Annotated in this window: 24 protein-coding genes, 1 tRNA gene and 1 pseudogene; 16 read left to right on the top strand and 10 right to left on the bottom strand. The window is 61.8% G+C overall.

Annotated elements, in window-relative coordinates; genetic code table 11:
• The first annotated feature begins 44 nt into the window (after positions 1–44).
• Positions 45–134 (top strand) — tRNA-Ser (locus GR328_RS05375).
• A gap of 620 nt (positions 135–754) precedes the next feature.
• Here the strand turns inward: GR328_RS05375 and GR328_RS05370 are convergent.
• On the bottom strand, positions 755–1855 hold the full coding sequence (locus GR328_RS05370; protein WP_160883498.1) for an NADH:flavin oxidoreductase/NADH oxidase: 1101 nt from the start codon (positions 1853–1855) through the stop codon (positions 755–757).
• A 643-nt stretch (positions 1856–2498) separates the two neighbouring features.
• Here GR328_RS05370 and GR328_RS05365 point away from each other — a divergent pair.
• Positions 2499–2993, top strand: coding sequence for a c-type cytochrome (locus GR328_RS05365; protein ID WP_160883497.1), 495 nt, complete (start codon positions 2499–2501; stop codon positions 2991–2993).
• A 158-nt stretch (positions 2994–3151) separates the two neighbouring features.
• Here GR328_RS05365 and GR328_RS05360 read toward each other — a convergent pair.
• Positions 3152–3592, bottom strand: a pseudogene (locus GR328_RS05360) (integrase core domain-containing protein); the annotation flags it as partial.
• Here GR328_RS05360 and GR328_RS05355 point away from each other — a divergent pair.
• Positions 3492–3923 carry a sodium-dependent bicarbonate transport family permease gene (locus GR328_RS05355; protein WP_160883496.1) on the top strand — a complete coding sequence of 144 codons (432 nt, stop codon included), beginning with the start codon at positions 3492–3494 and terminating at the stop codon, positions 3921–3923. The pseudogene GR328_RS05360 and the gene GR328_RS05355 overlap by 101 nt on opposite strands.
• 285 nt (positions 3924–4208) lie before the next feature.
• Here the strand turns inward: GR328_RS05355 and GR328_RS05350 are convergent, their stop codons facing one another.
• The 6 genes from GR328_RS05350 to GR328_RS05330 all read right to left on the bottom strand — a co-directional run bounded on the left by GR328_RS05350 (position 4209) and on the right by GR328_RS05330 (position 8841).
• Positions 4209–5777, bottom strand: a complete 1569-nt coding sequence (locus GR328_RS05350) for a GMC family oxidoreductase (protein WP_160883495.1) — start codon at positions 5775–5777, stop codon at positions 4209–4211.
• Between the two features lie 19 nt (positions 5778–5796).
• Positions 5797–6324, bottom strand: a complete 528-nt coding sequence (locus tag GR328_RS05345) for a gluconate 2-dehydrogenase subunit 3 family protein (protein ID WP_160883494.1) — start codon at positions 6322–6324, stop codon at positions 5797–5799.
• A 96-nt stretch (positions 6325–6420) separates the two neighbouring features.
• Entirely contained in the window at positions 6421–6816 is a 396-nt protein-coding gene (locus tag GR328_RS05340; protein WP_160883493.1) for a VOC family protein, read from the bottom strand.
• Positions 6817–6867: 51 nt separating this feature from the next.
• Positions 6868–7227 carry a ribbon-helix-helix domain-containing protein gene (locus GR328_RS05335; RefSeq protein ID WP_160883492.1) on the bottom strand — a complete coding sequence of 120 codons (360 nt, stop codon included), beginning with the start codon at positions 7225–7227 and terminating at the stop codon, positions 6868–6870.
• A 207-nt stretch (positions 7228–7434) separates the two neighbouring features.
• On the bottom strand, positions 7435–7560 hold the full coding sequence (locus GR328_RS27950) for a hypothetical protein (protein ID WP_281351913.1): 126 nt from the start codon (positions 7558–7560) through the stop codon (positions 7435–7437).
• 135 nt (positions 7561–7695) lie between these two features.
• Positions 7696–8841 carry an amidohydrolase/deacetylase family metallohydrolase gene (locus GR328_RS05330; RefSeq protein WP_160883491.1) on the bottom strand — a complete coding sequence of 382 codons (1146 nt, stop codon included), beginning with the start codon at positions 8839–8841 and terminating at the stop codon, positions 7696–7698.
• Between the two features lie 226 nt (positions 8842–9067).
• Between GR328_RS05330 and GR328_RS05325 the strand changes: the two genes are divergently transcribed.
• The 6 genes from GR328_RS05325 (at position 9068) to GR328_RS05300 (ending at position 15436) form a co-directional block, all read left to right on the top strand.
• Positions 9068–10633: an ABC transporter substrate-binding protein gene (locus GR328_RS05325; RefSeq protein ID WP_246215707.1), complete on the top strand. Its 1566-nt coding sequence runs from the start codon at positions 9068–9070 to the stop codon at positions 10631–10633.
• Positions 10634–10709: 76 nt separating this feature from the next.
• A complete protein-coding gene (locus GR328_RS05320; RefSeq protein WP_160883489.1) occupies positions 10710–11651 on the top strand; it encodes an ABC transporter permease in 942 nt (313 codons plus the stop codon).
• Between the two features lie 2 nt (positions 11652–11653).
• Positions 11654–12502, top strand: coding sequence for an ABC transporter permease (locus tag GR328_RS05315; protein WP_160883488.1), 849 nt, complete (start codon positions 11654–11656; stop codon positions 12500–12502).
• 2 nt (positions 12503–12504) lie between these two features.
• Positions 12505–13503: an ABC transporter ATP-binding protein gene (locus GR328_RS05310; protein ID WP_160883487.1), complete on the top strand. Its 999-nt coding sequence runs from the start codon at positions 12505–12507 to the stop codon at positions 13501–13503.
• A complete protein-coding gene (locus tag GR328_RS05305) occupies positions 13500–14477 on the top strand; it encodes an ABC transporter ATP-binding protein (protein WP_160883486.1) in 978 nt (325 codons plus the stop codon). The genes GR328_RS05310 and GR328_RS05305 overlap by 4 nt, the downstream gene beginning before the upstream one ends.
• Entirely contained in the window at positions 14474–15436 is a 963-nt protein-coding gene (locus GR328_RS05300) for a MurR/RpiR family transcriptional regulator (protein ID WP_160883485.1), read from the top strand. Before GR328_RS05305 ends, GR328_RS05300 begins: the two co-directional genes overlap by 4 nt.
• Positions 15437–15666: 230 nt before the next feature.
• On the opposite strand, the gene GR328_RS05295 is transcribed toward GR328_RS05300, so the two are convergent.
• Entirely contained in the window at positions 15667–16428 is a 762-nt protein-coding gene (locus GR328_RS05295) for an FCD domain-containing protein (RefSeq protein ID WP_160883484.1), read from the bottom strand.
• A gap of 345 nt (positions 16429–16773) precedes the next feature.
• On the opposite strand from GR328_RS05295, the gene aldA reads away from it, so the two are divergent.
• The 7 genes from aldA (at position 16774) to GR328_RS05260 (ending at position 25760) form a co-directional block, all read left to right on the top strand.
• Positions 16774–18246, top strand: coding sequence for an aldehyde dehydrogenase (gene aldA, locus GR328_RS05290; RefSeq protein ID WP_160883483.1), 1473 nt, complete (start codon positions 16774–16776; stop codon positions 18244–18246).
• Between the two features lie 77 nt (positions 18247–18323).
• Entirely contained in the window at positions 18324–19301 is a 978-nt protein-coding gene (locus GR328_RS05285; protein WP_160883482.1) for an ABC transporter substrate-binding protein, read from the top strand.
• Positions 19302–19370: 69 nt separating this feature from the next.
• A complete protein-coding gene (locus tag GR328_RS05280) occupies positions 19371–20900 on the top strand; it encodes a sugar ABC transporter ATP-binding protein (protein ID WP_160883481.1) in 1530 nt (509 codons plus the stop codon).
• The gene (locus GR328_RS05275; RefSeq protein WP_160883480.1) at positions 20893–21894 is read left to right on the top strand and encodes an ABC transporter permease; all 1002 of its coding nucleotides are present in this window, start codon (positions 20893–20895) and stop codon (positions 21892–21894) included. The genes GR328_RS05280 and GR328_RS05275 overlap by 8 nt, the downstream gene beginning before the upstream one ends.
• An 8-nt stretch (positions 21895–21902) precedes the next feature.
• Entirely contained in the window at positions 21903–22877 is a 975-nt protein-coding gene (locus tag GR328_RS05270) for an ABC transporter permease (protein WP_160883479.1), read from the top strand.
• Positions 22878–22919: 42 nt separating this feature from the next.
• Positions 22920–24008, top strand: coding sequence for a mandelate racemase/muconate lactonizing enzyme family protein (locus GR328_RS05265; RefSeq protein WP_160883478.1), 1089 nt, complete (start codon positions 22920–22922; stop codon positions 24006–24008).
• A 63-nt stretch (positions 24009–24071) separates the two neighbouring features.
• Positions 24072–25760: a GMC family oxidoreductase gene (locus tag GR328_RS05260; protein WP_160883477.1), complete on the top strand. Its 1689-nt coding sequence runs from the start codon at positions 24072–24074 to the stop codon at positions 25758–25760.
• Between the two features lie 34 nt (positions 25761–25794).
• Here GR328_RS05260 and GR328_RS05255 read toward each other — a convergent pair whose 3' ends face one another.
• A complete protein-coding gene (locus tag GR328_RS05255; protein WP_343039308.1) occupies positions 25795–26157 on the bottom strand; it encodes an HpcH/HpaI aldolase family protein in 363 nt (120 codons plus the stop codon).
• Positions 26158–26169: the final 12 nt, after the last annotated feature.

The raw sequence follows: 26169 nt of genomic DNA, 5'->3' as shown, positions 1-26169 counted from the left end.
TCTTACAGAACCATGAGGCCCGGCCGGAACGGGCGGAGTCTCTTGGAGGGGTGGCCGAGTGGTTTAAGGCAGCGGTCTTGAAAACCGCCGTGGGTGCAAGCCCACCGTGGGTTCGAATCCCACCCCCTCCGCCACGGATCCGGATAGGCCTCTGAAGGTTATGATGGTTTTCTGCCTGACTTAGGTACGTACCACATCCTAGCCCGAGTTTTAGGGTCATTTGGTCTCGTCGGTTTCATTGAGGTGGCGGCGTCATCCTACAATGAGCTGGACTTGAATGTTTTGGGAAATCCGATTCGAACCTTCTTCGCCGGACCATCGTTTGCGCAAAGACCGAGGAGAGGCGGTCCCGAGCTGCTCGGTCGGTGGAAATAGGGTCCGATAATCGGCGGGAAGCGGCACTTCGCTCTACTTCCGCTTTGTGCCGGAAGCAGACTTCCATAGCGGTCATGTATCCGGAGACTAACCACCCAGAGTGCCCACACATGGCCCGATCCGCCGCCAAGCAGAGGGGATATGCGCCCTACGCGGATCCGTCCGACGGCGGGGTTGGAAATCCTAAAGCATAGTCCAACCTGCTTCGGTTCCATGCTGGTTGGGCCAGGCAAGGCTCATCTCGGCCACACTCAAGTAAATCCACTGCATCTGCTGCGGCCGTCAAGCGCGTTACGTTCTTGGGACGCCTGTGCACCAACAGAATAGGCCCGCAGCGTTCCCACCGCGGGCCATTAGGGCTAGCGTGTCAGTGATAGGCCTACGCAGCCCGATAGCGATCCAGCCAGTGAGCATATGGGGCGGCCAGCGTCGCCCAGGCCGCTCTATCCACACCCAGCTTGCGCGCGGCGGCGTAAGGCCAGTTCGGGTTCTCGAGCATCGGACGGCCAAGAAACACTAGGTCCAGCTTACCCTCACGGATGAAAGCATCTGCCTGCCGTGGATCGCTGATGAACCAGCTCGTTCCTCCAGGAAGCCCAGTTTCCTTGCGGACCCGCTCGGCAACCGGGAGCATGAAGTTCGGCCCCCATGGAACCTGTGCCGACGGGGTCGAGAACCCGATGCTGACATCAACCAGGTCAAGCCCCTCGCCCTTGAGCCGTCGGAGCAGCTCGATCGACTCGGAGAGCGTCTCCTCATCCCGCCCGTCGAACTCGATCACGCCCAGGCGCGCCGTGAGCGGGAGGTGCTCCGGCCACACCTTTCGGACGGCGGCCAGCGTCTCGACCAGGAAGCGGCCGCGGTTCTCGACACTGCCGCCATACTCGTCCTCCCGCTGGTTGGAATAAGCCGAGAGAAAGCTCTGCCCGAGGTAACCATGGGCGAAGTGCAGCACGAGCCACTCGAAGCCGGCCTCGCGGGCCCGTTCGGCCGCGGCGACGAAGTTGTCGCGGACACGCGCGATGTCGTCCTGGGTCATGGCCTCCGGCACTTTGGCCAAGTCGCCACCAAAGGGGATGGCCGACGGCGCGATCGTCCGCCAGCCGCGCGGGTCGTCGCTCGGGATATGGTCGTCGCCCTCCCATGGGCGGTTGGCGCTCGCCTTGCGGCCGGCATGACCGATCTGAATGCCGGGCACCGCACCCGCATCCTTGATCGCCTTGGCAACGGACGCAAACCCCTCGACATGCGCATCGCTCCACAGGCCGACGTCGCTCGGGGTGATCCGCCCCTCCGGCGACACCGCTGTCGCCTCAACGACAACAAGGCCGGCACCGCCGCGAGCGAGCGTGGCGTAGTGGACCTGGTGCCACTCATTCAGGAACCCGTCCTTTGCCATGTACTGGCACATCGGAGAAACGGCGATGCGGTTACGGATGGTGACGCCCTTCAGGGCGAAGGGATCGAACAAGCTCGGCATGTTGGACAACTCTATGGGGAGATGGTGGGTGGCAGCCGGTGCACTCGACTGTCGTTTCACCGGTCGAGATATGCGCGGGCTGACCACCTGGTAAGGTGCCGAAATCCGATTGGACTTATGCGTCGAACGCATGGCCTGGCGACAGACTCTGGTTCGGCATGCAGCGACTGTCGGACGCGAGGATCCGGCCCCTCGGTAAGCTCGTCAGGCGAGCTGCGACAGTCTCTGCCAGAACAGGAGCTTTCCAATGCATCTTGTCCTACGACCATACGAAGATCGGAAGTATGGTACGATATCTCGGCATAGACGCCGATGATGCTCTGATCCCAGAACAGGTCGAGATCGAAATGCCAGAGGCGGCATGCTGAAGATCCGCCTCGCTCATTGGGCCGTGAGTGATGGCCACAATGTTGAGATCCGAGTTGAGCTTTAAGCCGTCGAAGGAGGAGTGAATAGCGAGGGCCAACTACGGCTATCCAGCTCCCAGCCAGCAACAGCGGCGTCGGAGACAGACGGCTTCGTCGGCTCAATCCTTAAGCCCTGCTCCCGCCGGAGCGGAGTTTCTATTTACGTCTTATGCGCACTTTTCCGCGGCCACGCTTCTGTCATTTTGGCGGAGTTCAACCTTCGATAGGGGAACTCCATGAGACAGATTGTGTGGACTGCTTTCATAATGGGCGGCATCCTCATGTCCGGCCTACCAGCCGTTGCGCAGACCCAAACGCAAAGAGGCGAATACCTGGTCACCATCATGGATTGCACAGGCTGCCATACTCCAGGTACCTTCCTCGGCAAGCCTGACATGCAGCGCCCTCTGGCTGGATCAGAGGTCGGCTTTCAGATCCCAGGACTTGGGATTTTCTATCCTCCCAACCTCACGCCTGATGCTGAGACGGGCCTCGGCAAGTGGAGCGAGGACGACATCATCAAGGCTGTTCGGACCGGAGTTCGCCCAGACGGTCGGCAACTCGTGCCCATCATGCCCTACCATTCCTACGGCAACCTCACGGACGCTGATGCCAAGGCGCTTGCCCGCTACCTGAAGAGTATGAAGCCTGTCCGGAACCAGGTTCCGGGGCCCTTTGGCCCGAACGAGAAGCCAACAGCAGCATACCTGACCGTTGTCATGCCCCAGTAGCCGCAACAAGCTATTTACCATCTGCTGCTATATACAAGCCAGGCTGAGTTGCGTATCAGGCCTCCTAGCAGAACCCCATTCGGCTCTACCCTGGGCGGGGTTTCTGCTTGTTGATCCAAGGAGGCGGCCTGCCCCATGTGGGTGATCCGTGTGTGGTGTTAATTCAGGGCTGGTCTTGGCGTTAGCTTGGACGCATGGACCATGACCGCTGGAGCAGGTGGTCGGTAGCCCAAGGATGAGTGCGGGCGCACCGTGTTGGAGTGCCGACGCCAGTTTTCGACAGTCACCTGCGCCTCCCGCAGGGTGTAGAAGATCTCTCCTTTCAGCAGTTCAGCCCGCAGCTTCGAGTTGACGCTCTCGCAATAGCCATTCTCCCATGGGCTGACCGGCTCGATGTAGGCCGTCCTGGCTCCCACAGATCCAATCCTTTCGCGGATTGCTTTCGCCACGAATTCGGATCCGTTATTGGAACGAATGTGACCTGGAATACCACGCAGGATGAACAGGTCCGAGAGCATATCGGTCACGTCGACAGCCTTCAGTTTCCGGTTCACTCTGATGGCCAGGCATTCGCGCGTGAACTCATCGATGATGTTGAGACTGGAGCTAGGGATCGCCGCCGCTCAACGGACTCGTGATCTGCGGCCGGCAGGACCGATGCTGATCCTCGTTGCGCTCGGAGCGCCAATGTTGCACGTCCTTCTGGGATTGGGAGCGGCACTTCTGGTCGGATTGTCTGCCGGCGGAGCTATTGTGCTTGCAACGCTTGCAGCGAGTGCCACCTATATCGCAGCACCCGCTGCGGTACGGCTTGCCCTGCCTAACGCGAATCCAGGGAATTACCTGGGCGCAGCCCTAGGCCTCACTTTCCCATTCAACATCATCATTGGCATTTCGCTCTATGCCGCTGCTGCCCGCCTCATTTACTGAAGACCGCTCCTGCTCGGTCGATCACCCCGCCGATGAGTGAATGCGGCGTCAGGATATGAGAAACTTGAGACAGATCGGTACGCATTGGCGCCCTCGACCATCGAAACAGGGGCGCGCCTATCACTCCAGCCTCACCCTTCAGAATGTCGGCATCAGGTCATCCGAGGAAATTGCTAGCACCCCAGGAATGTCAGGCAGTCATGGATTCGGGTAGGCATTTTGATTTTTCCCATGCACGAGGGCGACCTTCAATGAGGCCGCCCTCTTCCAGAGTTCATTGACGGTTCAAATAGCTTTTTGACTCATTTGGCCAGCGATGTACTCGGCCTGCCGGATCGCCAAGGCGACGATGGTGAGCGTCGGATTCTCGGCGCCTCCTGTAGTGAACTGGCTGCCATCTGAGATAAACAGGTTCGGGATGTCGTGCGACTGGCCCCACTTGTTCACCACCCCATCCCGCGGGTTCTCGCTCATCCGGTTCGTGCCAAGATTATGTGTCGACGGGTACGGCGTCGTTGGGAAGGTGCGGGTCGCGCCTACAGCCTCGTACATCGCGCTCCCCTGCCGATAGGCATGGTTCCGCATCGCGATATCGTTCGGATGATCGTCGAAGTGCACATTGGCCACGGGCATCCCGAACCGATCCTTCTCGGACGAGAGCGTGATGCGGTTCGACTCCTGCGGCATGTCCTCGCCGACGATCCACAGGCCCGCCATGTTCTCGTAAGAATCCAGCGCCGTCGTGAACTCTCTTCCCCAGGAACCTGGGTCGAGAAAGGCCGCCATGAAAGGCAGGCCCAGAGACAGGGTCTCGAGTTCGTAGCCGCCGACAAAGCCACGATCCGGCCTGTGGTCCGCCTCGTCGCGAACGATCCCGGCCATGGTCGTGCCTCGCCACATGCGGACGGGTCTGTCGAACACGGCATAGACTGATCCGGTCATGTGCCGCATATAGTTCCGGCCTACCTGCCCGGATGAGTTCGCCAGCCCGTCCGTGTACTTCGAGGAGGCCGAATTGAGGAGCAGGCGCGGGCTCTCGATAGAATTTCCGGCGACCGCTACTATGCGGGCCTTCTGGCGGTGCTGGTTGCCATCCTTGTCCGCGTAGACGACCCCGCTCACCTTGCCCGAGGCATCGTGTTCGATCCGCAGCACGTGTGCGTTCGGCCGCACCTCGAGATTGCCGGTCGCCTCGCCTTTCGGGATTTCGGCGTACAGGGTCGACCATTTGGCACCGAACTTGCAGCCTTGGAAGCAGAAGCCGGCCTGCTGGCAGGCGGATCGCCCGTCCCGCTCGGCCGAGTTGATTGCCATCCGGCCGGTTGACACGTCCTGATAGCCGATTGCCTTCGCGCCCTTCTCGAAGACCTTGTAGTTGTTGTTACCTGGAAGGCCCGCGATCCCGTTAGTACGGGTGACGCCCATGCGGAATTCAGCCTTCTCGTAGTAGGGCTCCAGTTCCTTCAGGGTGATCGGCCAGTCGAGCAGGCTCGCTCCTTTGATGTCACCGTAGACCGAACGGGTCCTGAACTCGTGTTCCTGGAAGCGGAGCGAGGCTCCAGCCCAATGCGTCGTCGACCCCCCCACCGCCTTCACGATCCAAGCCGGCAGGTTGGCGAAGTCCCGCGCGACGCGCCACGAGCCGGACGTCGTGCGCATGTCCGTCCAGGCGAGTTGAGCGAAGCTGTCCCACTCGTCGTTCACGAAGTCCTCGATCTCGTGCCGCGCGCCGGCCTCGAGGATGACCGTCTTGATCCCCTTCAGCGCGAGTTCGGTTCCGAGGGTGCCGCCGCCGGCTCCCGAGCCGACAATCACCACCACGGAGTCGTCGTTGAGCTCGAATTTTGCTGACATGTCGAAGTCCTCCCCCGTCTCAGAGCCAGTCGATGTCGTCGAAGCCGCGGTTGACGTAGCCGCCGTGGATGGCGGACTCGCCCTCGTACCCGAAGAGGGGCCAGACCTCCTTTTGGTTATAAAGGCTCACGACGAGCCCTCCCCGGACCTTCTGGAAGAAAGGATCCTTCTCGATCTCCCGCAGGATGGCGACGCGCTGTGACTCCCAGCCCACGTCGACATAGCGGGTGCCGTGTTTCGCCGTGGCAAGCTCATCGAGCTTCGCGACGCCATCCTCGACCTGGCTCTTCAGTGCGGCGTCGGAAGCGGACTTCGTATCGTACTCCTTCAACGCGATGGCATAGAAGCGATCGGCGACGCTATCATGCGGATAGATGTCCCGGGCCATCTGGATCAGCGTCTGCATGGTCTCAGGCTTCAGGGCCTTCACCTCAAGGCCCCAGGCCTCCATCGGGTTGATGATTGCACCTGCCGAGATCATGAACGCGGCCGCTGTCGCGCCCTTGAGCAGCGAGCGGCGTGACAGGCTGACGTCGTTGTCCTTCATCAGGTCCTCCTTGGGTTGTTTCCTCGTCGAACGTTTTCTTGTTGTGGTCCAGAAGCGACACGGGGCGCCGTGGTGTGCGGCGCCCCGTGCCAGGTCTCATTGGTATCGGCCGTGCCGTTGGATCATCTCGATCTTGTAGCCGTCGGGGTCCTGGACGAAGAAGAACTTCGCCAGGAGCGCCCCGTCGCGCATGAATTCCTTGATCGGGTTGGGCTTCAGGCCGAGGCTCTCGAAGCGCTGGTGCTCGGCCTCGAGATCGTCGACGACAAACGCGATGTGGCCGTATCCGTTGCCGAGATCGTAGGGCTCCGTCCGGTCATGGTTGACTGTGAGCTCGACCTCGAAATCGCTGCTACCGTTGCGGAGATAGACCAGAGTGAAGCCGTCGAACGGAAAGCGGTCGGCAACCTCCAGGCCGAACGCCTTGGAATAGAAGTCGACCGAACGGCTCTCGTCCAGGACCCGGATCATCGAGTGGGCTGCCTTTGTCATGCGCTGCGGTTTCTCCCGTCGTTGTTGCACGATGAGGAACTGTAGCGCCGATCAGGACCCGGCGGGTGTTACCGTGGTACTACATGGGACAGGGTAGCTGACCTGTTTGGCCGTTGTCGTCCGGTGCCCGGTTTCGGCATGCTCCCGCTCACGCGTTTCGCTGAGATAGACCAAGCAGGTGCAGCGCAGGAGCGAGGCGAAGTTGCGGACCTCCCCGTGGATCGCCTCGGCCTCATGATATAGGGTCGCCAGGAAGGAGGTAAGCGCCACGCCTTCCTGCCGCGCGATTTCCTCGAGGACCCGCCAGAACTTCGCCTCGATCTTGATGGACGTGCTGTAGCCGTTCAGGCGGACTGACCGCGTGATGTAGGCGTAGGTATCAGGCAATTGGCTGGCATAGATCTCGCACACTGGCTTTCCTCCCGAGTTGGCCTGTATCCATCGTTCTCTGGCCTTTTCCGTGAAGTTGAGCGGTATCGCCGCGCGAGCGCAAGAGTCAAAATGCCACCCTGGATGGAGGATCTTCGATTTGATCGATGGATCGGAAATTGTTGCAGCCTGATACCTCGGTTGCCGATGCCGCCTGCATGCGTCCCGAACTGCTTTTGATTTCGAACGTCATGCGATCCCCGGCTCGCCGATGGCCGACTTGGCGACGGCAAGTAGATTGAGCTCGCTCAGGTGGGCGTCTTCATAGCCTTCTTCGATGGTCGCATTGCGCCCGAACCGGCTGATAGGTACCATCGGCGCAAGTGGGCCCTTGACCCGAAAGGTAGAGCAGATTGCCGACCCGGCAATAGGGCACGTAAGCGGCCCCCCGCACCGAAGCATGCGCCAGCCTCATGCCCGTCGAGGCGAGTTTCTCTTCAGGCGTCATGATCAAATCTCCTCTTGGGCTTCGTGCCACATCTGACCGTTGATCACGACACCTCGTGCCGCGAGGCGCATCGTTCCGGAAAGATGTTCGCCCACCGAATCCACATAATCGAAGGTGCCATCCTGAAGCTCCAGAATCGAGGCGTCACCGGCGCTGCCATGTCTAAAGGTACCGAGTTCCGGACGTCCGAGGGCCCTGGCAGGGTTTTCGGTCGCCGCCTTGATCACCTCGGTCAGAGGCATGCCCAGACAGAGGAACTTCGATAGCGTGGTCAGCAGGTCGAAGGCCGGCCCATCGATGCACAGAGCGTGCACGTCGCTGGAGATGCAGTCCGGCAGAAAGCCGTTGTCCAGCATGACTCGTGCCGTCTGGAAGGAGAAGGACCCCATGCCATGTCCAATGTCGAAAATGACGCCCCGCTGACGGGCATCGAGCACGGCCGGATGCACTTTGCCGTCCGACGTTACGGGGGTGTTCGGGAAGGGCCGGAAGCAATGGGTGAGGACATCACCTTCACGCAGACGCCCGAGGACCTCCGGCAATGTCGGCGGGGGATGGTCGATATGCACCATCATGGGCATGTTCACGCGATCGGCGACCTGACGGCCGATATCCAACGGAACAATTCCTGAATTGCCCGAAGCGTGAAAGCCGACACGGACCTTGATGCCGGCGAGGGTATCGCGGTTCGCGTCGGCGACTTCAGCGGCATCGATCGGCGCCATGAGCCGCAGGTCTCCGCTTTCACCCACCATCACGCGTTTGGAGAAGCCATAAATTCCGGCGAAAGAAACGTTGAGATAGGCGATGATCCGCACCGGCGAGGGCTTGATCACGTGCTCGAGAAAGCCGGGATAGTTGCCGGGACCGGCGCTTCCCGTATCGACCAGTGTCGTGCACCCACCGCGAGCCAGCACCAGGGGATCGACACCCAGCGACGTACCGCCCCAGTAAACATGGGTATGAAGATCGATCAGCCCCGGCGTGACGATCTTGCCCCTCGCGTCATGTACCGTGCGAGCGTTCTCGGACAGATGATCGCCCACCGCGACGATCTTCCCGCCAGAGAAGGCGACATCGGCCACCCGGTTGATCGATTGAGATGGATCGATGACGTGCCCATCCCGCAGAACGAGATCAAAACTCATAGCGAAAGATCCTTCTCTGGCACCATCACCAATATCGTGAAAGTAAATTACACAATTTACCCACCTTGACACAACCTGCCAACGCGAGCTCGCTGCCATAAGGCGTAAAACTGGCGTTATTTCGGGTCAAGGGAATTGACAGTCGATGGAACAGCTTAATAAACTTTCATCAACACCCGCCTGAAACATAAGGGAACACGTTGGGTGGATATCGATGGAGGACTGCATGAAAGATCATCGGGATCGCACGGGCGCGCTCACGAGGCGGGGGCTGAGCCTTGCCGCAACCGGAATGGCTGCCGCTGCATTGTTCGCACCTAACCTCGTCTGGGCTCAGGCCACGACGAGTGCCAATCTCGCCATGGTTGGCGAGCCGCAATCGCTGGATCCGATGGCATCTACGGCCGATCTCGTCGGCCTCATCATGCAGCATGTCTACGAGCCGCTGTTCACCTTCGATGCTCAATGGGCCATCAAGCCCATGCTGGCTGCCGAGATGCCGAAGATCTCCGCCGATGGCAAAACCTACACGATTGAGATCCGCAGGGGGGTGAAGCTCCACAACGGGCGCGACCTCGACGCCGAGGACGTCGTCGCCTCTCTCAAGCGTTGGATCGAGATGACTCCCCGCGGCAAGGGACTCGCCAAGAGCATTGCCTCGATCTCCGCGAAAGGGCCCTCAACGGTCGAAATCGCCCTGTCGGAAGTTCAGCCGGCGCTGCTGGCCCATCTCGCCCTCCCCTCCGGCTTCGCTGCCATCATGGCGAAGGAGTCCATCGCCACTCCACTCGTCGAGTTCATCGGCACCGGCCCCTACAAATTTCGCGAGCGCAAGCCGGATCAATACGTCGTTCTGGTGAAGCACGACGCCTACGTCTCCCGTAGCGAGCCCGCAAGCGGCTATGCGGGCAAGCGCGAAGCGAAGATCGACGAGTTGCGCTTCATTCCCGTCCCGAACGCCAACACGCGCGTCGAGGGCGTTGTCGCAGGCCAGTATCAATTCGCCGATCAACTTCCCGTCGAGAGCAACAAGAAGGTCTCCTCGGCCTCCGGCGTGACCGCCGTGGTGACCATGCCCTATGGCTTCCCCTACATTCCAGTGAATACGAAGCAGGGCCCGATGGCGGATGCGAAAATCCGCCAGGCGTTCCAGATGGCATTGAACGCCGAGGAGCTTCTGCTCGCGGGTTTCGGAGATCCAAAATTCTACCAAGTTGCCGGCGAGCACTTCCCGAAAGGGTCCCCCTTCTACTCCACCGCGGGGACGGACAAATACAACAAAGGCGATGCCGAAGGAGCCAAGAAGCTTCTGGCGGAGGCCAAGTACGACGGCACCCCCATCCGCATCCTCAATTCCAAGCAATATGACTTCCACAACCGCATGGCGCTTGTGATGGCCGAGGAGCTGAAGGCGGCAGGCTTCAACGTCACGCTCGACGTGGTCGATTGGGCAACCCTGATCCAGCGCCGTGGCGATCCGGCCCTGTGGGACGTCTACATCACCCATTCGGCGTTCCTGCCGGAGCCCATGCTCTCGCCGCCGCAGCTCGGCGACGGCGCTCCAGGCTGGTGGAAGACGCCCGCGAAGGACGCCGCGCTCGCAGCCTTCAACAGCGAGCCGGACCCTGCCAAGCGCGGTGCACTCTGGGGCAAGGTTCAGGAAGTCGTCTATGACGAGGTTCCCTACGTCCGCGTCGGCAACTTCGCATCGCTGAGCGGCGTCTCGACGAAGATGAAAGGCTACACACCGATGCCGTGGCCGGCCTTCTGGAACGTCGAGATCGCCAAGTAAGCGACTCTTTCCCTTCGAAAGACCGGCGGCAGAGACGGATCCATCGTCTCTGTCTCTTTTCCCGGAGCAGGAAGCAATGTGGCTCAAGCTCGGCCGTCGTCTCGGCAGCCTTATCATCGTCATGTTCCTGGTGGCGACGATGGTCTTCTTCCTCACCCGGCTCGCTCCGGGCGACCCGGCGGCGCTGATGCTGGGGGATCAGGCAACCGCAGAAGACATTGCGCGGCTGCGGCAGGTCTACGGGCTCGACAAGCCTATCCTCGTGCAGTTCCTTCTGTGGCTCAAGGAGATCGCGACCGGTAATCTCGGCCAGTCGATCTTCCTGCAGCGCCCGGTCATCCAGGCGATTGCGGAGCGTGCGGAGCCCACGTTCTTCCTGGCTCTTTTCTCCGTCTCCGTCGCCGCTCTGGTCGGCATTCCGGCCGGTATTGCCTCTGCCGTGTGGCGCGGACGTCTGGTAGACCAGATCGTCAGCGGTCTCGCTATGCTGGCGGCGAATATCCCGAGCTTCTGGCTTGGTCTCATCTTCATTCAGCTTTTCGCCGTCCGGCTCGGCTGGTTTCCAGTCGCCGGCTATGGCGAGCCCGGCGCCCCCTTCATGGAGCGCATCCTTCATCTCGCCTTGCCAGCCACTGTTCTCGGAATCGTCAACTCAGCCCTGATTGTCCGTTTCACACGAGCCAGCATGCTCGACGTACTGAGCGACGATTATATCCGCACCGCGCGCTCGAAGGGCCTGTCTGAAGCACGCGTGGTTCTGCGCCACGCCTTCGGCAACGCCCTCGTGCCGATCATCACTGTGGTGGGTCTCACGGCGGCCCTGTTGGTCGGCGGCGCCATCGTCACTGAAACCGTGTTCGGACTTCCGGGCATCGGAAACCTCGTCGTCTCGGCTGTGCTGCGGCGCGACTACCCGGTGATCCAGGGGGCGCTCATCGTCGTCGCCGGGATCTATGTGCTGATCAATTTACTGATCGACATCATCTACACCTTCGTCGATCCTCGCGTGCGGTACTGATCATGGAACAGTCTCCGCTTCTTCTGTTCTTCCGCCGCATGTTCCGGCGCAAGCTCGTCCTCATTGCTTTCCTCGTCTTGTGCGTCATCATGCTTATGGCGCTTCTGGCCCCATGGGTCGCGCCATACGAACCGACGGCAATCAAGGTCATTCGCCGCCTCAAGCCGCCTGGCGAGCTGAACTGGCTCGGTACCGACGAGTTCGGTCGGGACATTCTCTCCCGTATTATCTACGGTGCCCGCGCGTCACTCGGCATCGGGTTCGCCGTGGTACTCGTATCGATGACGTTCGGCACGCTGTTCGGGCTCCTGGCGGGCTACTTCCGGTCGCTCGACGGTCTCGTCATGCGGGTCGTCGATGCATTGATGGCACTGCCCGACATTCTGCTGGCAATCTTTCTGGTGGCGGTTCTTGGAGCCTCCGCCTTCAACGTCGTGCTCGCTCTCTCCATCGTTTACACGCCACGGGTGATCCGCGTGGTGCGTGCGTCGACCCTGGTTATCCGCGAATTGCCGTTCGTCGAGGCTGCCCGCGCCTTGGGTGTTTCGACACGCCGGATCTTGTCCGTTCACATCCTCCTCAACGTCGCCTCGCCGGTTCTGGTGCAGGCAACATTCATTTTCGCCTATGCCGTCTTGGCCGAAGCCGGTCTTTCCTTCTTGGGCGCAGGCGTGCCACCGGAACTGCCGACCTGGGGGACCATGATCGCCTCCGGCCAACAATATGCGGATCAGGCTTTTTGGGTGGTGCTCTTCCCTGGGCTCGCCATCGTGCTGGCTGCCCTTTCCCTGCAGGTCGTCGGCGACGGGCTGCGCGATATGCTCGACCCCAAACTGCGGAAGGCGCTATGAGCATGAATACGCCTTCTCTGCTCTCGATCCAGGATCTCGAAATCCGCTTTCGCACCGAAGACGGAGAGATTGCTCCGGTGCGTGGCGTAACGCTTTCCGTCGCGCCGGGAGAGACACTTGCTCTCGTTGGGGAATCCGGCTCCGGAAAGTCCGTGACGAGCCTTTCCGTCATGGGCCTGCTTCCGCGCCCGGCCGGACGTGTCTCGGGAGGGAAAATTCTGTTCCGCCAGCGGTCCGGGAGGACTGTCGACCTCGCGGCGCTGCCCCTGTCGGATCTGCGCGGGCTGCGCGGCGCGGAGATCGCGATGGTCTTTCAAGAGCCGATGACAAGCCTCAACCCGGTTCTCACCGTGGGCGAGCAGATTGCCGAATCTGTTCGCCTGCACATGGGTCTCGGACATGCATCCGCTCTCAAGCGGGCCGAAGAGATGCTCGACCTCGTGGAGATCCCACACGCCCGGCGACGCGTGCACGAGTACCCGCACCAGATGTCGGGAGGGATGCGCCAGAGAGTGATGATCGCGCTGGCAATGTCGTGCAATCCGTCCCTGCTCATCGCGGACGAGCCGACGACGGCGCTCGACGTCACCATCCAGGCCCAGATTCTCGCGCTGATCCAACGGCTCCAGCGGGAGATCGGGATGGGCGTGCTGTTCATCACGCACAATCTCGGGGTCGTTGCCGAAATCGCGGACCGGGTCACTGTCATGTATGCTGGGCAGGTGGTCGAGACCGGCTCGGTCGGAGAGATCTTCCGCACGCCACGGCATCCCTACACGAACGCATTGCTGAACTGCCTGCCGGCCCGCGCCCGGCGTGGAGAGGACGGGCGCCGCGTGGTGCAGTCGATCCCCGGCTCAATCGGCAAAATCGGCGATGGCTGCGCCTTCGCACCGCGCTGCGTTCATGCGACGGATCCCTGCGGTGTGGGCACGGTCCTGCTGGAAACCGAGATGGATCGCAGCGTGCGCTGCCTGAGATGGAGGGAGATCCCCGCATGAGCGCTTTGCCGCTTCTGGCCGTCGAAGGCCTGACGAAACATTTCGGGCGGGCGCCGCACCCCGTTCGCGCGGTTGAGGATGTCAGCTTCCATGTCGCTCCGGGCGAGGTACTAGGGCTGGTCGGCGAGTCCGGCTCCGGCAAGAGCACGATCGGACGCCTCGTCCTGCGGCTCATCCATCCGACCTCAGGTACGATCCGATTCGAGGGCGAGGACATCTCGAGGCGCCCCGAACGGCAGCTGAAAGCACTTCGCCGCAACGCGCAGATGGTCTTTCAGGATCCCTATGCGAGTCTGAATCCCCGGTTGCGTGTGCGTGACATCATCGGCGAGGCACTCGATGCCCACCGTCTCGCCAGCGGGTCTCGGCGCACCGAGCGGATCGCAGAACTCCTAGAAACTGTCGGCCTTCCAGCCGCCCACATGTCGCGCTTCCCGCATGAGTTTTCCGGCGGCCAGCGTCAGCGTATTGGGATAGCCCGCGCCCTGGCTGTGGAGCCGAAGCTGATCATCGCGGACGAGCCGGTTTCCGCCCTCGACGTGTCCGTTCAGGCCCAGGTAATCAACCTGATGCAGGATCTTCGGCAACGCTTCGGCTTGGCGATGTTGTTCATTTCGCATGATCTGGATGTCGTTGAGTTAATGTGCGACCGCATCGCGGTGCTTTATTTAGGCCGCATCATGGAGATTGGGTCGGCGAAGGACGTTGCGTCTCGGCCACGCCACCCCTATACGCGAGCTCTTCTCGCAGCCTCTCCGAAAGCCGATCCCGACGCGCCGAAGATCCGTCGGATGCTCACGGGCGATATTCCTTCTCCCATGGCCCCTCCGTCAGGCTGCGTGTTTCGTACCCGGTGCCCGATCGCGACCGAGGAATGTGCACGGAACGTTCCGAAATTGCGCTCGGCAGAGGGCGATCATCAATTCGCCTGCCTCTATGATATGGCAAATGACGAAAGGCCTGCCGCGGCATGAATCACGCCGATCCCATCCCCAACGTGTCGCCGGATGCAGGCTCCGACATTCTTCGGTCGATCCATGCCAATATCGGTGCCATGTCGGACGGCCAGCGCCGCATCGCTGCAATGATCCTGGAGAACCCACACTGGGCCATGCAGGCCAATGTGGAGGAGCTCGCGGCAAAGGCAGGCGTAAGCGCCCCGACCATTGTACGGTTCGCCCGCACGGTCGGTTGCGACGGGCTGCGCGATTTGAAGCTGAAGCTGGCGGGCGCTCTGGCAGTCGGCGCGCCCTACCTGCATCGCAGCGTGACTCCGGGCGACAGGACCGCAGATGTCGTCCGCAATGTCGTCGGCAGCGTCACTTCGGTGCTTGCGGATTGGCAGCATCAGATTGCTCCGGCTGAGGTGGAGAGGGCAGCCGAAGCCATGCATCGCGCACGCAGGGTCGATTGTTTCGGAACTGGGGCGACCTCGAACTTCCTCGCCGTCGACATGCAGGCGCGCCTGTTCCGCCTCGGAATCACGGCGAACGCGTTCTCCGACGCTCATCTGCAGCTTGTCGCAGGCGCCATGCAATCCGAGGAAGATGTGCTGTTCGCCATCTCCTTCGTCGGCCGCATGCCTACCCTTCTGGAGGCCGTCGCGGTCGCCAAAGAGCGGGGGGCGACGGTGATCGCGCTGACTCAGACGAACACTCCCCTCGCTGCGATGGCAGATCTTGTGCTTGGCGTCGATGTCCCCAACGATGCGACCATGCGCGTGGGGAGTGACGCCTATGTCGTTCAGTTGCTGATGATCGAGATCCTTATGGTGATCATCGGCCTGAAGCGCGGCCCGGCAACAATCAACCGCCTCGGCGAGATCCACGATATCCTGCTGACCCACGGTGTCGACAGCGACGATCCTTCGCTGCTGCACTGGGGCTGGAGACAGGTTTTGAAGGATGGGGGCAAAGAGCCGGGGAGTTTATGAGCATGAAACGCCTACCGGCCCGCCACAGAGATCCACATTCTCTGAGGATCATGCCGCGACATCTCCGCTCGGGTCAAAGTGCAGCGTTTGAGAGACCGAATGAAGATCCGCTTATCGGGTCTTTGCAGAAATTCATTGAATTCATGGAACGGGCCAGAATGCGACCTTCAGTTAGAACAGCGCTCCTTGATCGCTACTAGCGACTCGCCCTGCTGGCACGCCCACGACGATCAAGAATCATCGCCAGGTCCCCGGGCGCAATCCAGTTTTCCGGTATCGAATGTCGATCGCACGAACTCCCATGCAGCGACAAGGTGGCGACGCAGGGCCTCTTCCGCGCCGTCCGGGTCGCGTGCTGTGATGGCATCGAAGATGGCCTCGTGCCCTGCATAGTTCATGTAGTCGATGTCGGCACCGCGCTTCATGGAACGCCAGTGCTGCATGAGCCACTCCACATAGGCCTTGTGAACGGCCGGATAGATGGGATTGCCGGGTATCCGGTAGAGGATGGAATGGAAGGCGGCATCGGATTCATCGAACTTCGATGAATTGCCGATGGCCTGACGATTGGCTTCCAGCGCGGCGCGCAGGTCTTCGATGTCATCGCGCCGCGCGTGGCTCGCGGCCCAGCGCGCCAGTGCCGCTTCCAGGAAGATGCGGGAATCGAACAGGTTCCAGACACCTTTCCGGTCGACCACGAGATGACCAACGAGATTCCCAACCTTATCGATTGCGATCTCATAATCGGGCTTGCGCACAATGGGGCGATGTCCCAGGCGGGTCATCACAAGCCCGCGATTGGCCAGCGACACGATGGCCTCCCTGACCGCCGACCGGCTTACGCCATATCTCTGCATCAACTCCCGCTCGGCCGGCAGGCGATCGCCCTCCTGAAGATCGCCCGAATGAATCATCCTCATGAGTTCCTGTGCGACAGCATCCGATCGGCGTCCAACCGGAACCTTATCAAGAAGTTCCACCCCACGGCTCATGCTTCCCCCTCAGCAGATCCTTCGCGACAGGCCCATCAAACGAGAGGACCTCCTCTTCAAATCGGCTACCATATGGTCGGACCAAAAGCCAGCCTTCAGGGTCTCAAATCCTACCTCCGAGAGAGGATCAGGAACTTATCGCTTCATAGAGGTCCCTTGACAGTCAACATTCAGCTGCGTCATCCTGGTTTCGGTCATACCAAATAGATCCAATAATCGACATTTGGTTTGACATTGCTCAGCTTGAGCAAGCTCGGAGGAAACACGAGTGACGCCATCAGCAGGCACGACAGGATCAGTCCCCGCCGCTCCTCTCCAGGGAGCCTCTTGTGTCGGGAGTTCTCGATGACCGCTCCCGCCGTAACCCGTCACGCAGAAAATGTGACCCACTATCAGATGTATATCGATGGGGCTTGGACGGATGGTCAGGCTCCTGGCCGCCTGGATGTCGAGAATCCGGCCAACGAGTCGATTTTCGCAACTGTTCCCGTCGGCTCGGTGAGCGATGCAACGGCGGCCCTTGAAGCCGCGAAGCGCGCTCAGCCTGCGTGGGCTGCCCTTCCGCCCATCGTGCGTGCGGGCTACGTCTCCGATCTCGCCGCTGCCATCCGCCGAGAGAAGGCGCACCTTGCGCGCATCGTGGTGCTCGAACAGGGAAAGCCCCTGAACCAAGCCGAAGGCGAGATCGACGCCGTCGTGACGTTTCTCACCTATGCGGCCGAGAACGCGCGACGGATCGAGGGCGACCTTCTGCCGTCGGATCACCCGAACGAGGATGTCTGGATCCGCCGCGTGCCCTTCGGTGTGGTGGTCGGTCTGACGGCCTGGAACTACCCGGCGGCTCTAGCGGCCCGCAAGATCGGCCCCGCTCTTGTCGCAGGCAACACCATTGTCGTGAAGGGCCATGAATCCACGCCCCTGTCCGCCATCGAGATTGCCAGGCTCGCCCATGAGGTCGGGTTGCCGAAAGGCGTGCTCAACGTGATTACGGGGGATGGACGCGTTGTGGGCGATGCCCTCGTGCGTTCGCCCCTGAGCGATCTCATTACCATGACGGGCAGCGTGCGCGCGGGACGGGAGATCTATGCCGCGGGTGCGAACGATCTGAAGGTCGTCCGTTTGGAACTGGGCGGCAAAGCGCCCTTCATCGTCCTAGAGGATGCCGACATCGATGCGGCGGTCGAAGCCGCAATCGTCTCGCGATTCACGAATTGCGGGCAGATCTGCACCTGCAACGAGCGCATGTATCTCCACAAAGCCATCGCCGTTTCCTTCCTCGACAAGTTCGTCTCGCGCGTGAAGGCCCTGAGGCTCGCCGATCCCATGACGAATCCCGACATGGGACCGAAGGTCAACCGGCCTGAGGTCGACAAGATCGAGGAGATCGTGAACGAAGCGATGGCGACAGGCGCAGAGTTGCTCGCCGGCGGACAGCGACTGACGAAGGGAGAATTCGCCCGAGGGCACTGGTTCGAGCCGACCGTGCTTCGGGTCGACAGCAACCGGACGCCGGTCATGCAGCGGGAGATCTTCGGCCCCGTGGTGCCAGTGATGACGGTCGACAGCTTCGAACAGGCGCTGACATTTGCCAACGATACGAGCTACGGCCTCTCGGCCTATGTCTACACGAACGATCTGCGCCGGGTCATGCGCCTCTCCCGTGAGCTCTCGTTCGGCGAGCTCTACGTCAACCGCCCCTGCGGGGAACTCGTCCAGGGCTTCCACACCGGCTGGAAGCATTCGGGTCTCGGCGGCGAGGACGGCAAGTACGGTTTCGACGGCTATCTGCGCAAGCAGACCACCTATGTCCGTTGGTGACGACCTGCAGCCGTGAGGGGCTGCAGTAAAACACAAAGAACCCTGAAAAGGGGCGAAAACCTTCAAGGAGGAAGATAATGCTCAGAAGAACTTTCCTTGCACTCGCGACGGGTGTGGCTGCACTTGGTCTCGGACTCGGTGGAGTGTCGGCGCAGGAGCTGCCGAAACTGAAGCAGAAGGACAAGTACAAGGTCGGCTTCGCCCAGACGGAGTCGAACAATCCTTGGCGCATTGCTCAGACGGAGAGCATGAAGGCTGAAGCTGCGAAGCTCGGACACCAGCTCGTCTACACCGACGCCGCCGGCTCCGCGGCCAAGCAGGTGGCCGACGTCAACTCGATGATCGCTCAAGGCGTCGACCTGATCTTCCTGGCTCCGCGCGAGGAGAAGCCGCTGATTCCGGCCGTTATGGCCGCTAAGAAGGCCGGCATTCCGGTCATCCTGCTCGATCGTAATGTGGATCAGAGCCTCGCCAAGGCAGGCCGGGACTACGTCACGTTCATTGGCTCGGACTTCGTGGAGGAAGGCAAGCGCGCGGCCGAGGCTCTGACCAAGGCCGTGGACGGCAATGCCAAGATCATCCAACTCGAGGGCACCACGGGCTCTTCCCCGGCCAATGACCGCCGCAAGGGCTTCGAGGATTACATCAAGGCTCATCCGGGAATGAAGATCATAGCGTCTCAGTCCGGCGACTTCGCCCGCGACAAGGGGCGCCAGGTCGCCGAGACTCTGCTGCAGGCCCATCCGGATGCGACGGCCATCTATGCGCACAACGACGAGATGGCGATTGGCGCCATCGCGGCTCTCGAGGCCGCCGGCAAGAAACCCGGAAAGGACGTGATCGTCGTCTCCGTCGACGGCACGCGCGATGCGCTGCAGGCCATCATCGACGGCAAAATGCTGGCCACCGTCGAGTGCAATCCGAAATTCGGGCCGAAAGCCTTCGAGACCATGGCTCGCTATGCCAAGGGCGAGCAGATCGAACCGTGGGTGGTGAACACCGACCGCTTCTTCGACAAGTCGAACGCGGCCCAGCTCATCGCCGACGCATACTGAACGCCGGGGCGCTGCCTGCCGATACGGGCCGCGCCCTCTCGTTTGGACGGACACATCACCGGAGCTTTCATGGCGCCGCTCCTCACCATGCATGGCATTGACAAGCGCTTCGCCGGCATACCGGCCCTGCGCGGAGCCGAACTTCTGGTCGAGAGAGGCGAGGTTCATGCGCTGATCGGCCAGAACGGAGCCGGCAAATCGTCCATGATCAAGATCCTGACCGGCTATCACCGGAAGGATGCCGGCGAGATCCTGTTCGACGGGGACGCCGTCGAATTTTCGTCCCCGCAGGAAGCGCAGAGGGCCGGCATCAGCACGATCTACCAGGAAATCAACCTGGTGCCCTACCGCTCCGTGACCGAGAACATCTGCCTCGGCCGTGAGAAGCGCCGTTTCGGTCTTCTCGACTGGTCCGCCATGCATGCGGAGGCGCGCGCGCTCCTCGCACGCTTCAACATCGACGTCGACGTGCATCGCTCGCTCATGGTCTATCCCACCGCCGTGCAGCAGATGGTCGCCATTGCCCGTGCGATCGGTTTCGAGGCCAAGCTCGTCGTCATGGACGAGCCCACTTCCTCGCTCGACGAGCGCGAGGTCGAAGTGCTGTTCGACGTCATCCGCCAGCTCAAGGCATCAGGCGTCTCGGTGATCTTCGTGAGCCATAAGCTCGACGAACTCTACGCGGTCTGCGACCGTGTCACCGTTATGCGCGACGGCCGTACCGTGCAAGTTGCCCCGATGGATCAGCTGTCACGGCTCGATCTCGTCACCTCCATGCTGGGGCGCGAACTCACCCAAGTTCTGCAGGAACCACGCGATGCGCCCCTGTCCGAAGGCGATGGATGCAAGCCGGTTCTGAAGGTTCAGAATCTGGCCGTCGGACGCAAGGTCCGCGATGTCAGCTTTGAGGTCCACTCAGGTGAAATCGTCGGTCTCGCCGGGCTGCTCGGCGCGGGGCGTACCGAGTCCGCCCTCGCCGTTTATGGAGCCGAAAGACCGGATTCCGGCACGATCACTTTTGCCGGAAGGGAGAATGCAATAGCCGCCCCTTCGGACGCCATCCGGGCCGGCATTGGCTTCTGCTCTGAAGACCGCAAGCTCGAAGGCATCATTCCCGACATGTCGGTGCGCGAGAACCTCACGCTGGCGCTCATGCCACAACTCGCGCGGCGCGGCATCGTGGACGAGGTCCGCAGCCGTGAGATCGTCGACCGTTTCATCAAGCGCTTAGGGATCCGCTGCTCCGGTCCGGAGCAGCGGATCCGCGAACTCTCGGGTGGCAACCAGCAGAAGGTGCTGCTGGCGCGCTGGCTCTGCATGAACCCCAAGCTTCTCATCCTCGACGAGCCGACCCGCGGCATCGATGTGGGCGCCAAGGCAGAGATCCTCAGCCTGATCCGGGAACTGGCCGGTCAAGGTCTCGGCGTTCTGATGATCTCTTCGGAACTGGAAGAGGTCGTGGAGGCGGCAAGCCGCATCTTCGTCCTCCGTGACGGCCACACGGTGGCGGAACTGACGGGTGACGCAGTGACCGAGCAAACCGTCATGGATGCCATGGCCCATGGCCATGACAGCGCTCGTGAGGCCGCTCATGTCTGAAACCGCCACGACCCTCTCGACGGAACATAGGGCCTCCCGCGTCGATACCAGAATCCTGCTGACCCGCCATGGGGCCTGGATCGCCCTGGTGCTCCTGATCCTGGTCAATCTCGCCATCACGCCCAACTTCGCGACCTGGCAGACGCTCAACGTCAATCTCACACAGGTCTGCACCATCGTGATCGTGGGCGTCGGCATGACGCTCGTCATCGCCACCGGGGGCATCGATCTTTCCGTCGGGGCCCTCATGGCGATCGCCGGAGCGCTGGCGCCGCTGATCTTTCTCGGCAAGCTCTTTCCCTTGCCCCATCCGGCCATCGGCATCGCTCTTGCCTTCGTCATACCGGTTCTGGCGACTGGAGCGCTCGGCTGGTTCAACGGGTGGCTGGTGACGCACCTGCGGATCCAGCCGATCATCTCGACCCTTGTGCTTTTCATTGCCGGGCGCGGCATCGCCCAAGTCTTCACTAACGGGAACCTGCAGGTCTTCAACCTGCCGAGCTTCCAGTTTATCGGCCTTGGCCGCGTGTTCGGCATCCCCTTCCAGGCTATCCTGATGATCACCATCGTGGGGATTGCGGCCTGGATGCTCCGGCGAACCGTCTTCGGCAGGCAGATCCTAGCCATCGGCGGCAACGAACGTGCCGCCCGACTTGCCGGCGTTCCCGTCGCTTCAGTGAAACAGCGCGTCTACCTCATCAGCGGCCTTCTGTCCGGAGTTGCGGGCCTCATCGTGATTGCCCGCAATTCTGCCGCCGATGCCAATCTTGTCGGCCTCGGCATGGAACTCGATGCCATCGCGGCCGTGGCCGTGGGCGGAACACTGCTCACCGGCGGACGGGCCACTGTGGTCGGAACGCTGGTCGGCGCGCTCATCATTCAGCTCGTCCGCTACACCCTTCTCGCCAACGGCGTTCCCGATGCGGCCGCCCTTGTGGCCAAGGCAGCCATCATCGTTCTGGCCGTCTGGCTGCAGCGGCAGAGCCATCGCTGAGGTCGCCGATGGATACCATCTCTCTCAAGCTGTTTCAGGGCATCGGCCGCTACGGGGTACTTCTCGCGCTCCTCGCTCTCATCTTGTTCGGCTGGCTTCGCTACGACAACTTCCTTGGCGCGTTCAACGTGCTGTCGGTCCTGCGCTACAACAGCATGTTCGCACTTGTCGCCCTTGGAATGTGCTTCGTCATCATCACCGGCGGCATCGACCTCTCGGTCGGCTCTACGGCGGCCCTCAGCAGCGTCGCCGCCGCCCTGCTCTCTCCTTATGGCGTCCTGCCCGGTCTGCTCGGGGGATTGGCTGCGGGGCTGGCGGTCGGCGCCTGCAACGCCCTCATCATCACCCGGCTTAACATCCTGCCTTTCATCACGACGCTCGCGACGATGCTGGCAGCAAGCGGATGCGCGCTGCTGCTGGCGGAGAACCAGTCTGTCTCAGTGTCCTATGAGTCGGGTTTTACCGAACTCGGCCAGGGGGATTTTCTTGGATTTCCCATACCAGCCTGGATTGCGCTGGCCGCCTATCTCCTCGGCTCGCTCGTCCTCAATCTCACCTCCTTCGGGCGCACCGTGCTAGCGATCGGCGGAAACGAGGATGCGGCTCGCCTCATGGGATTGCCTGCGAACAAGGTGAAGGCGCTCGTTTATCTGGCGAGCGGCGGCCTCTCGGGCCTTGCGGGCGTGATCCTCGCGGCGCAGTTCGGCGCTGGCCAGCCCATCGAGGGCGTCGGCTGGGAGCTCTTCGCTATCGCAGCGGTCGTCGTGGGCGGCACGCTGCTGACCGGCGGCGTCGGCTCCGTCGGCTCGACTCTCGCCGGCGTGCTCCTGCTGGGACTCATCTTCAACATCCTGAACTTCGAAAACGGCCTCGGCTGGATCAGTCTGTCCGCCTATTGGCAGTCGGTCATCCGCGGCGCCTTCCTGCTGCTCGTCGTCGCCATCCAGGCGCGTCTGAGCATGCGCACCGAAGAGGCCGCCTGAGACCGGCACCGCATTCGACCACCGAGCGAACGAAGGACGATCATGCCCCGGATCACTTCCATCGAACCTGGCTTCTTCCGAATCCCGCTGCCAAGCGTTCTGACCGACTCCATGCATGGCGAGATGCGCGCTTTCGAACTCAATACCGTGCGCATTCGCGATTCCGACGGGGCGGAGGGTGTCGGCTACACCTTCACGGTCGGTCGCAACGGCGCCGCCATCGACGCGATCCTCGCGCGCGAACTGCCGGAGATCATGGATCGCGAAGAGGCCGACGAGATCGAGCGCCTCTGGCACAAGGCATGGTGGGCGCTCCACTACGGCGGCCGCGGCGGTCCGACTGTCCTGGCCCTTTCGGCCGTCGACATGGCCCTGTGGGACCTCAAGGCGAAGCGCGCCAATCTTCCGCTCTGGAAAGCCCTCGGAGGTTACGACGCCAAAGTGCCCTGCTATGCGGGCGGCATCGATCTGGAGCTGCCTCTCGACGAACTCCTGCGCCAGACGGACGACAATCTCGGAAAGGGCTTCCGCGCCATCAAAATGAAGGTGGGTCGCGCCAATCTGTTCGAGGATGTGGAGCGCGTGCAGGCGATGCGCGAGCATCTGGGCGCCGGCTTCCCGCTGATGGCCGATGCCAACATGAAATGGAGCGTCGACGGCGCGATCCGCGCCGCGCGCGCGCTCCAGCCCTTCGACCTTACCTGGCTCGAGGAGCCGACTATCCCCGACGACCCGGCGGGTCACGCCCGCATCGTGCGCGAGGGCGGCCTGCCGATAGCAGCTGGCGAAAACCTGCGCACGCTCTGGGAGTTCAAACTCTACGTGGCTGGCGGCGGCGTGACCTATCCGGAGCCCGATGTCACCAATTGCGGCGGCGTCACCCCATTCATGAAAATCGCGCATCTGGCGGAAGCCTTCAACCTGCCCGTGACCAGCCATGGCGCGCATGACGTGACCGTGCATCTCCTCGCAGCCTGTCCCAACCGCTCCTACCTCGAAGCGCATGGCTTCGGGCTTGAGCGCTACATCGCCGAGCCTCTCACGATCCAGGACGGATTTGCCCTGGCGCCGGACCGACCCGGCCATGGTATCGCCTTCGACTGGAAGGGCCTCGAGAAGATCAAGGCGTGAGCCGCAGATCAGCCGACGATGTCAGGCGTCGTATGCAGCGGCCACAGGGAGCCAAGTGAAGCAATGAGAGAGCGTTTTGACTACATCATCGTCGGCGGCGGCTCTTCGGGTTCAGTGGCCGCTGCGCGGCTCGTGAACGAAGGCGCGCGCGTGCTGCTGCTCGAAGGCGGCTACTCTCACCGTCATCCGCTTCTCGACATGCCGCCCGGCATTTTCAAGATGATCAACGGCAGCAAGTACATGCGGTATCACCACACAGTCCCGCAGGAGCATCTGGGCGGGCGGGTTCACGATATTCCGCAGGCCAACGTCCTCGGCGGCGGCTCGTCAGTCAACGCGCAGGTCTATATGCGGGGCCGGCCGTCCGACTATGACGAGTGGCACGACATGCTGCACGGGGAGAACAATTATCCCGGATGGGGCTGGGCCGACGTTCTTCCCCATTTTCGCACCATGGAGGGCAACAACAGGTTCTACAACGAACTGCATGGCGCTGACGGGCCGCTCCTCGTCTCGGATCCCGGCCACATCAATGACATGTCCCGCTGGTTCGTTCAGGCTATCCAGGCTCTGGGCGAGCCGTTCAACCCGGACTTCAACGGGCCGACGCAGCGGGGCGTCGGCTTCTATCAGTTCATGAACCGGCGCGGCAGGCGCAGCAGCGCGGCCTATGCCTTCCTGGCACCCCTCGCGGATAACCCGAACCTCGTCATCCGCCTCCAGTCACGTGTGCGCAAGATCGAGATCGAGAACGGCCGCGCCGTGGGTGTCACCTATCGCGATGCCAGAGGTGTGGACCACAAGGTCTATGCGGATGGCGAAGTGATCGTCGCGTCCGGCTCTCTCGTCACGCCGCAACTTCTCATGCTGTCCGGCATCGGCCCTGCCGATCATCTGCGCGAGCACGGTATCACCTGCATCGTGGATCTGCCTGGCATCGGAGAGAACCTCATTGATCACCCGGAGGTGCCGCTCATCGCCAAGGCGAACGGCCCCTATGGCTACTACAAGCAGGGCGTCGGCTGGCGGATGCTCCTCAACGGCATTCATTTCCGGCTCTTCGGCTCAGGCCCGATCCTTTCGGCCGGTGTCGAGGCCGGAGCCTTCGTGAATCCGGCTGATCCGAATGGGGAACCCACGATCCAGGCCTTCTGCGTGCCGATCATCTATCTCGACCGCGACACGCTCGGCCTCGTCGACGACACGTATGGACTGACGATCACCACGGTGGTGGTGAAGCCGAAATCCCGTGGCTATGTCCGCCTACGCTCGGGTAATCCGGACGACATGCCGCTCGTCTCGCCCAACCTGCTGCAACATCCCGATGATGCCCGGACGATGATCGACGGCCAGCGCTTCTTCATCCGTGCCTTCCGAACCAGTCCCCTGGCGGAACGGATCGAGCGCATCTCGATCCCCGATCCGAACGATCTCAGCGATGAGGCGATCATGAACCATTGTCGCCGCTTCGTAAAAACGAACTATCACCCGAGCGGCACCTGCCGAATGGGGACAGCCAGCGACCCGATGGCGGTTCTCGACTCAAGGCTCCGCGTCCGCGGCATCGAGGACCTGCGCGTCTGCGACCTCTCGGCCATGCCTAACATCAATGCGGGCAACACGAATGCGCCGGCCATGATGCTGGGAAGCCGCTGCGCCGAACTCATAACGGGCCGCGCGACGGTCAGCACCTCCCAATTCGGCCCGCGCCTGTCAGAACAGGGAGATATGAGCGTCGCCACTTTGAGCTGAGTGTTTTCTTGAATGGGCCACCCTCAGCGGGACATTAGCCCAGATGCTCTGGGGCGCAAGTTACAACACCTTGATTCGGGAACGGAGAAGCAGAGGACCTTGTCGTCTGCCTCGGCGCCATGGTTCTGGCCGGCCGAAAAAATGGCCTGGGCAGAGCCGAAGCTGCGAATTTCTGCCGGAGGATAGCGCATGTAAGACACAAGTTCCGCTGCTTGCGCGCCCGTGTTGACATGGGGCAAATGACTCCCAAGGCTCCGGCATCGGGGGCCTTCATCATGGCGGCGGGACCAAGCCATGGAACGCGTACCAGAGGCGCAACCTCGCTGGCGCGCATCGCCTGTAGCGTGCCAACCGCAACTTGGCAGGTGATGAGTCCATGCTGGAGATCGATCGTGATGGAGTCATATCC

Source organism: Microvirga makkahensis (genome assembly GCF_009830105.1).
GTDB classification, from domain to species: Bacteria; Pseudomonadota; Alphaproteobacteria; order Rhizobiales; family Beijerinckiaceae; genus Microvirga; species Microvirga makkahensis.
Note: the sequence above shows the minus strand (reverse complement) of the source record. Positions and strands in the feature narration are given on the sequence as shown.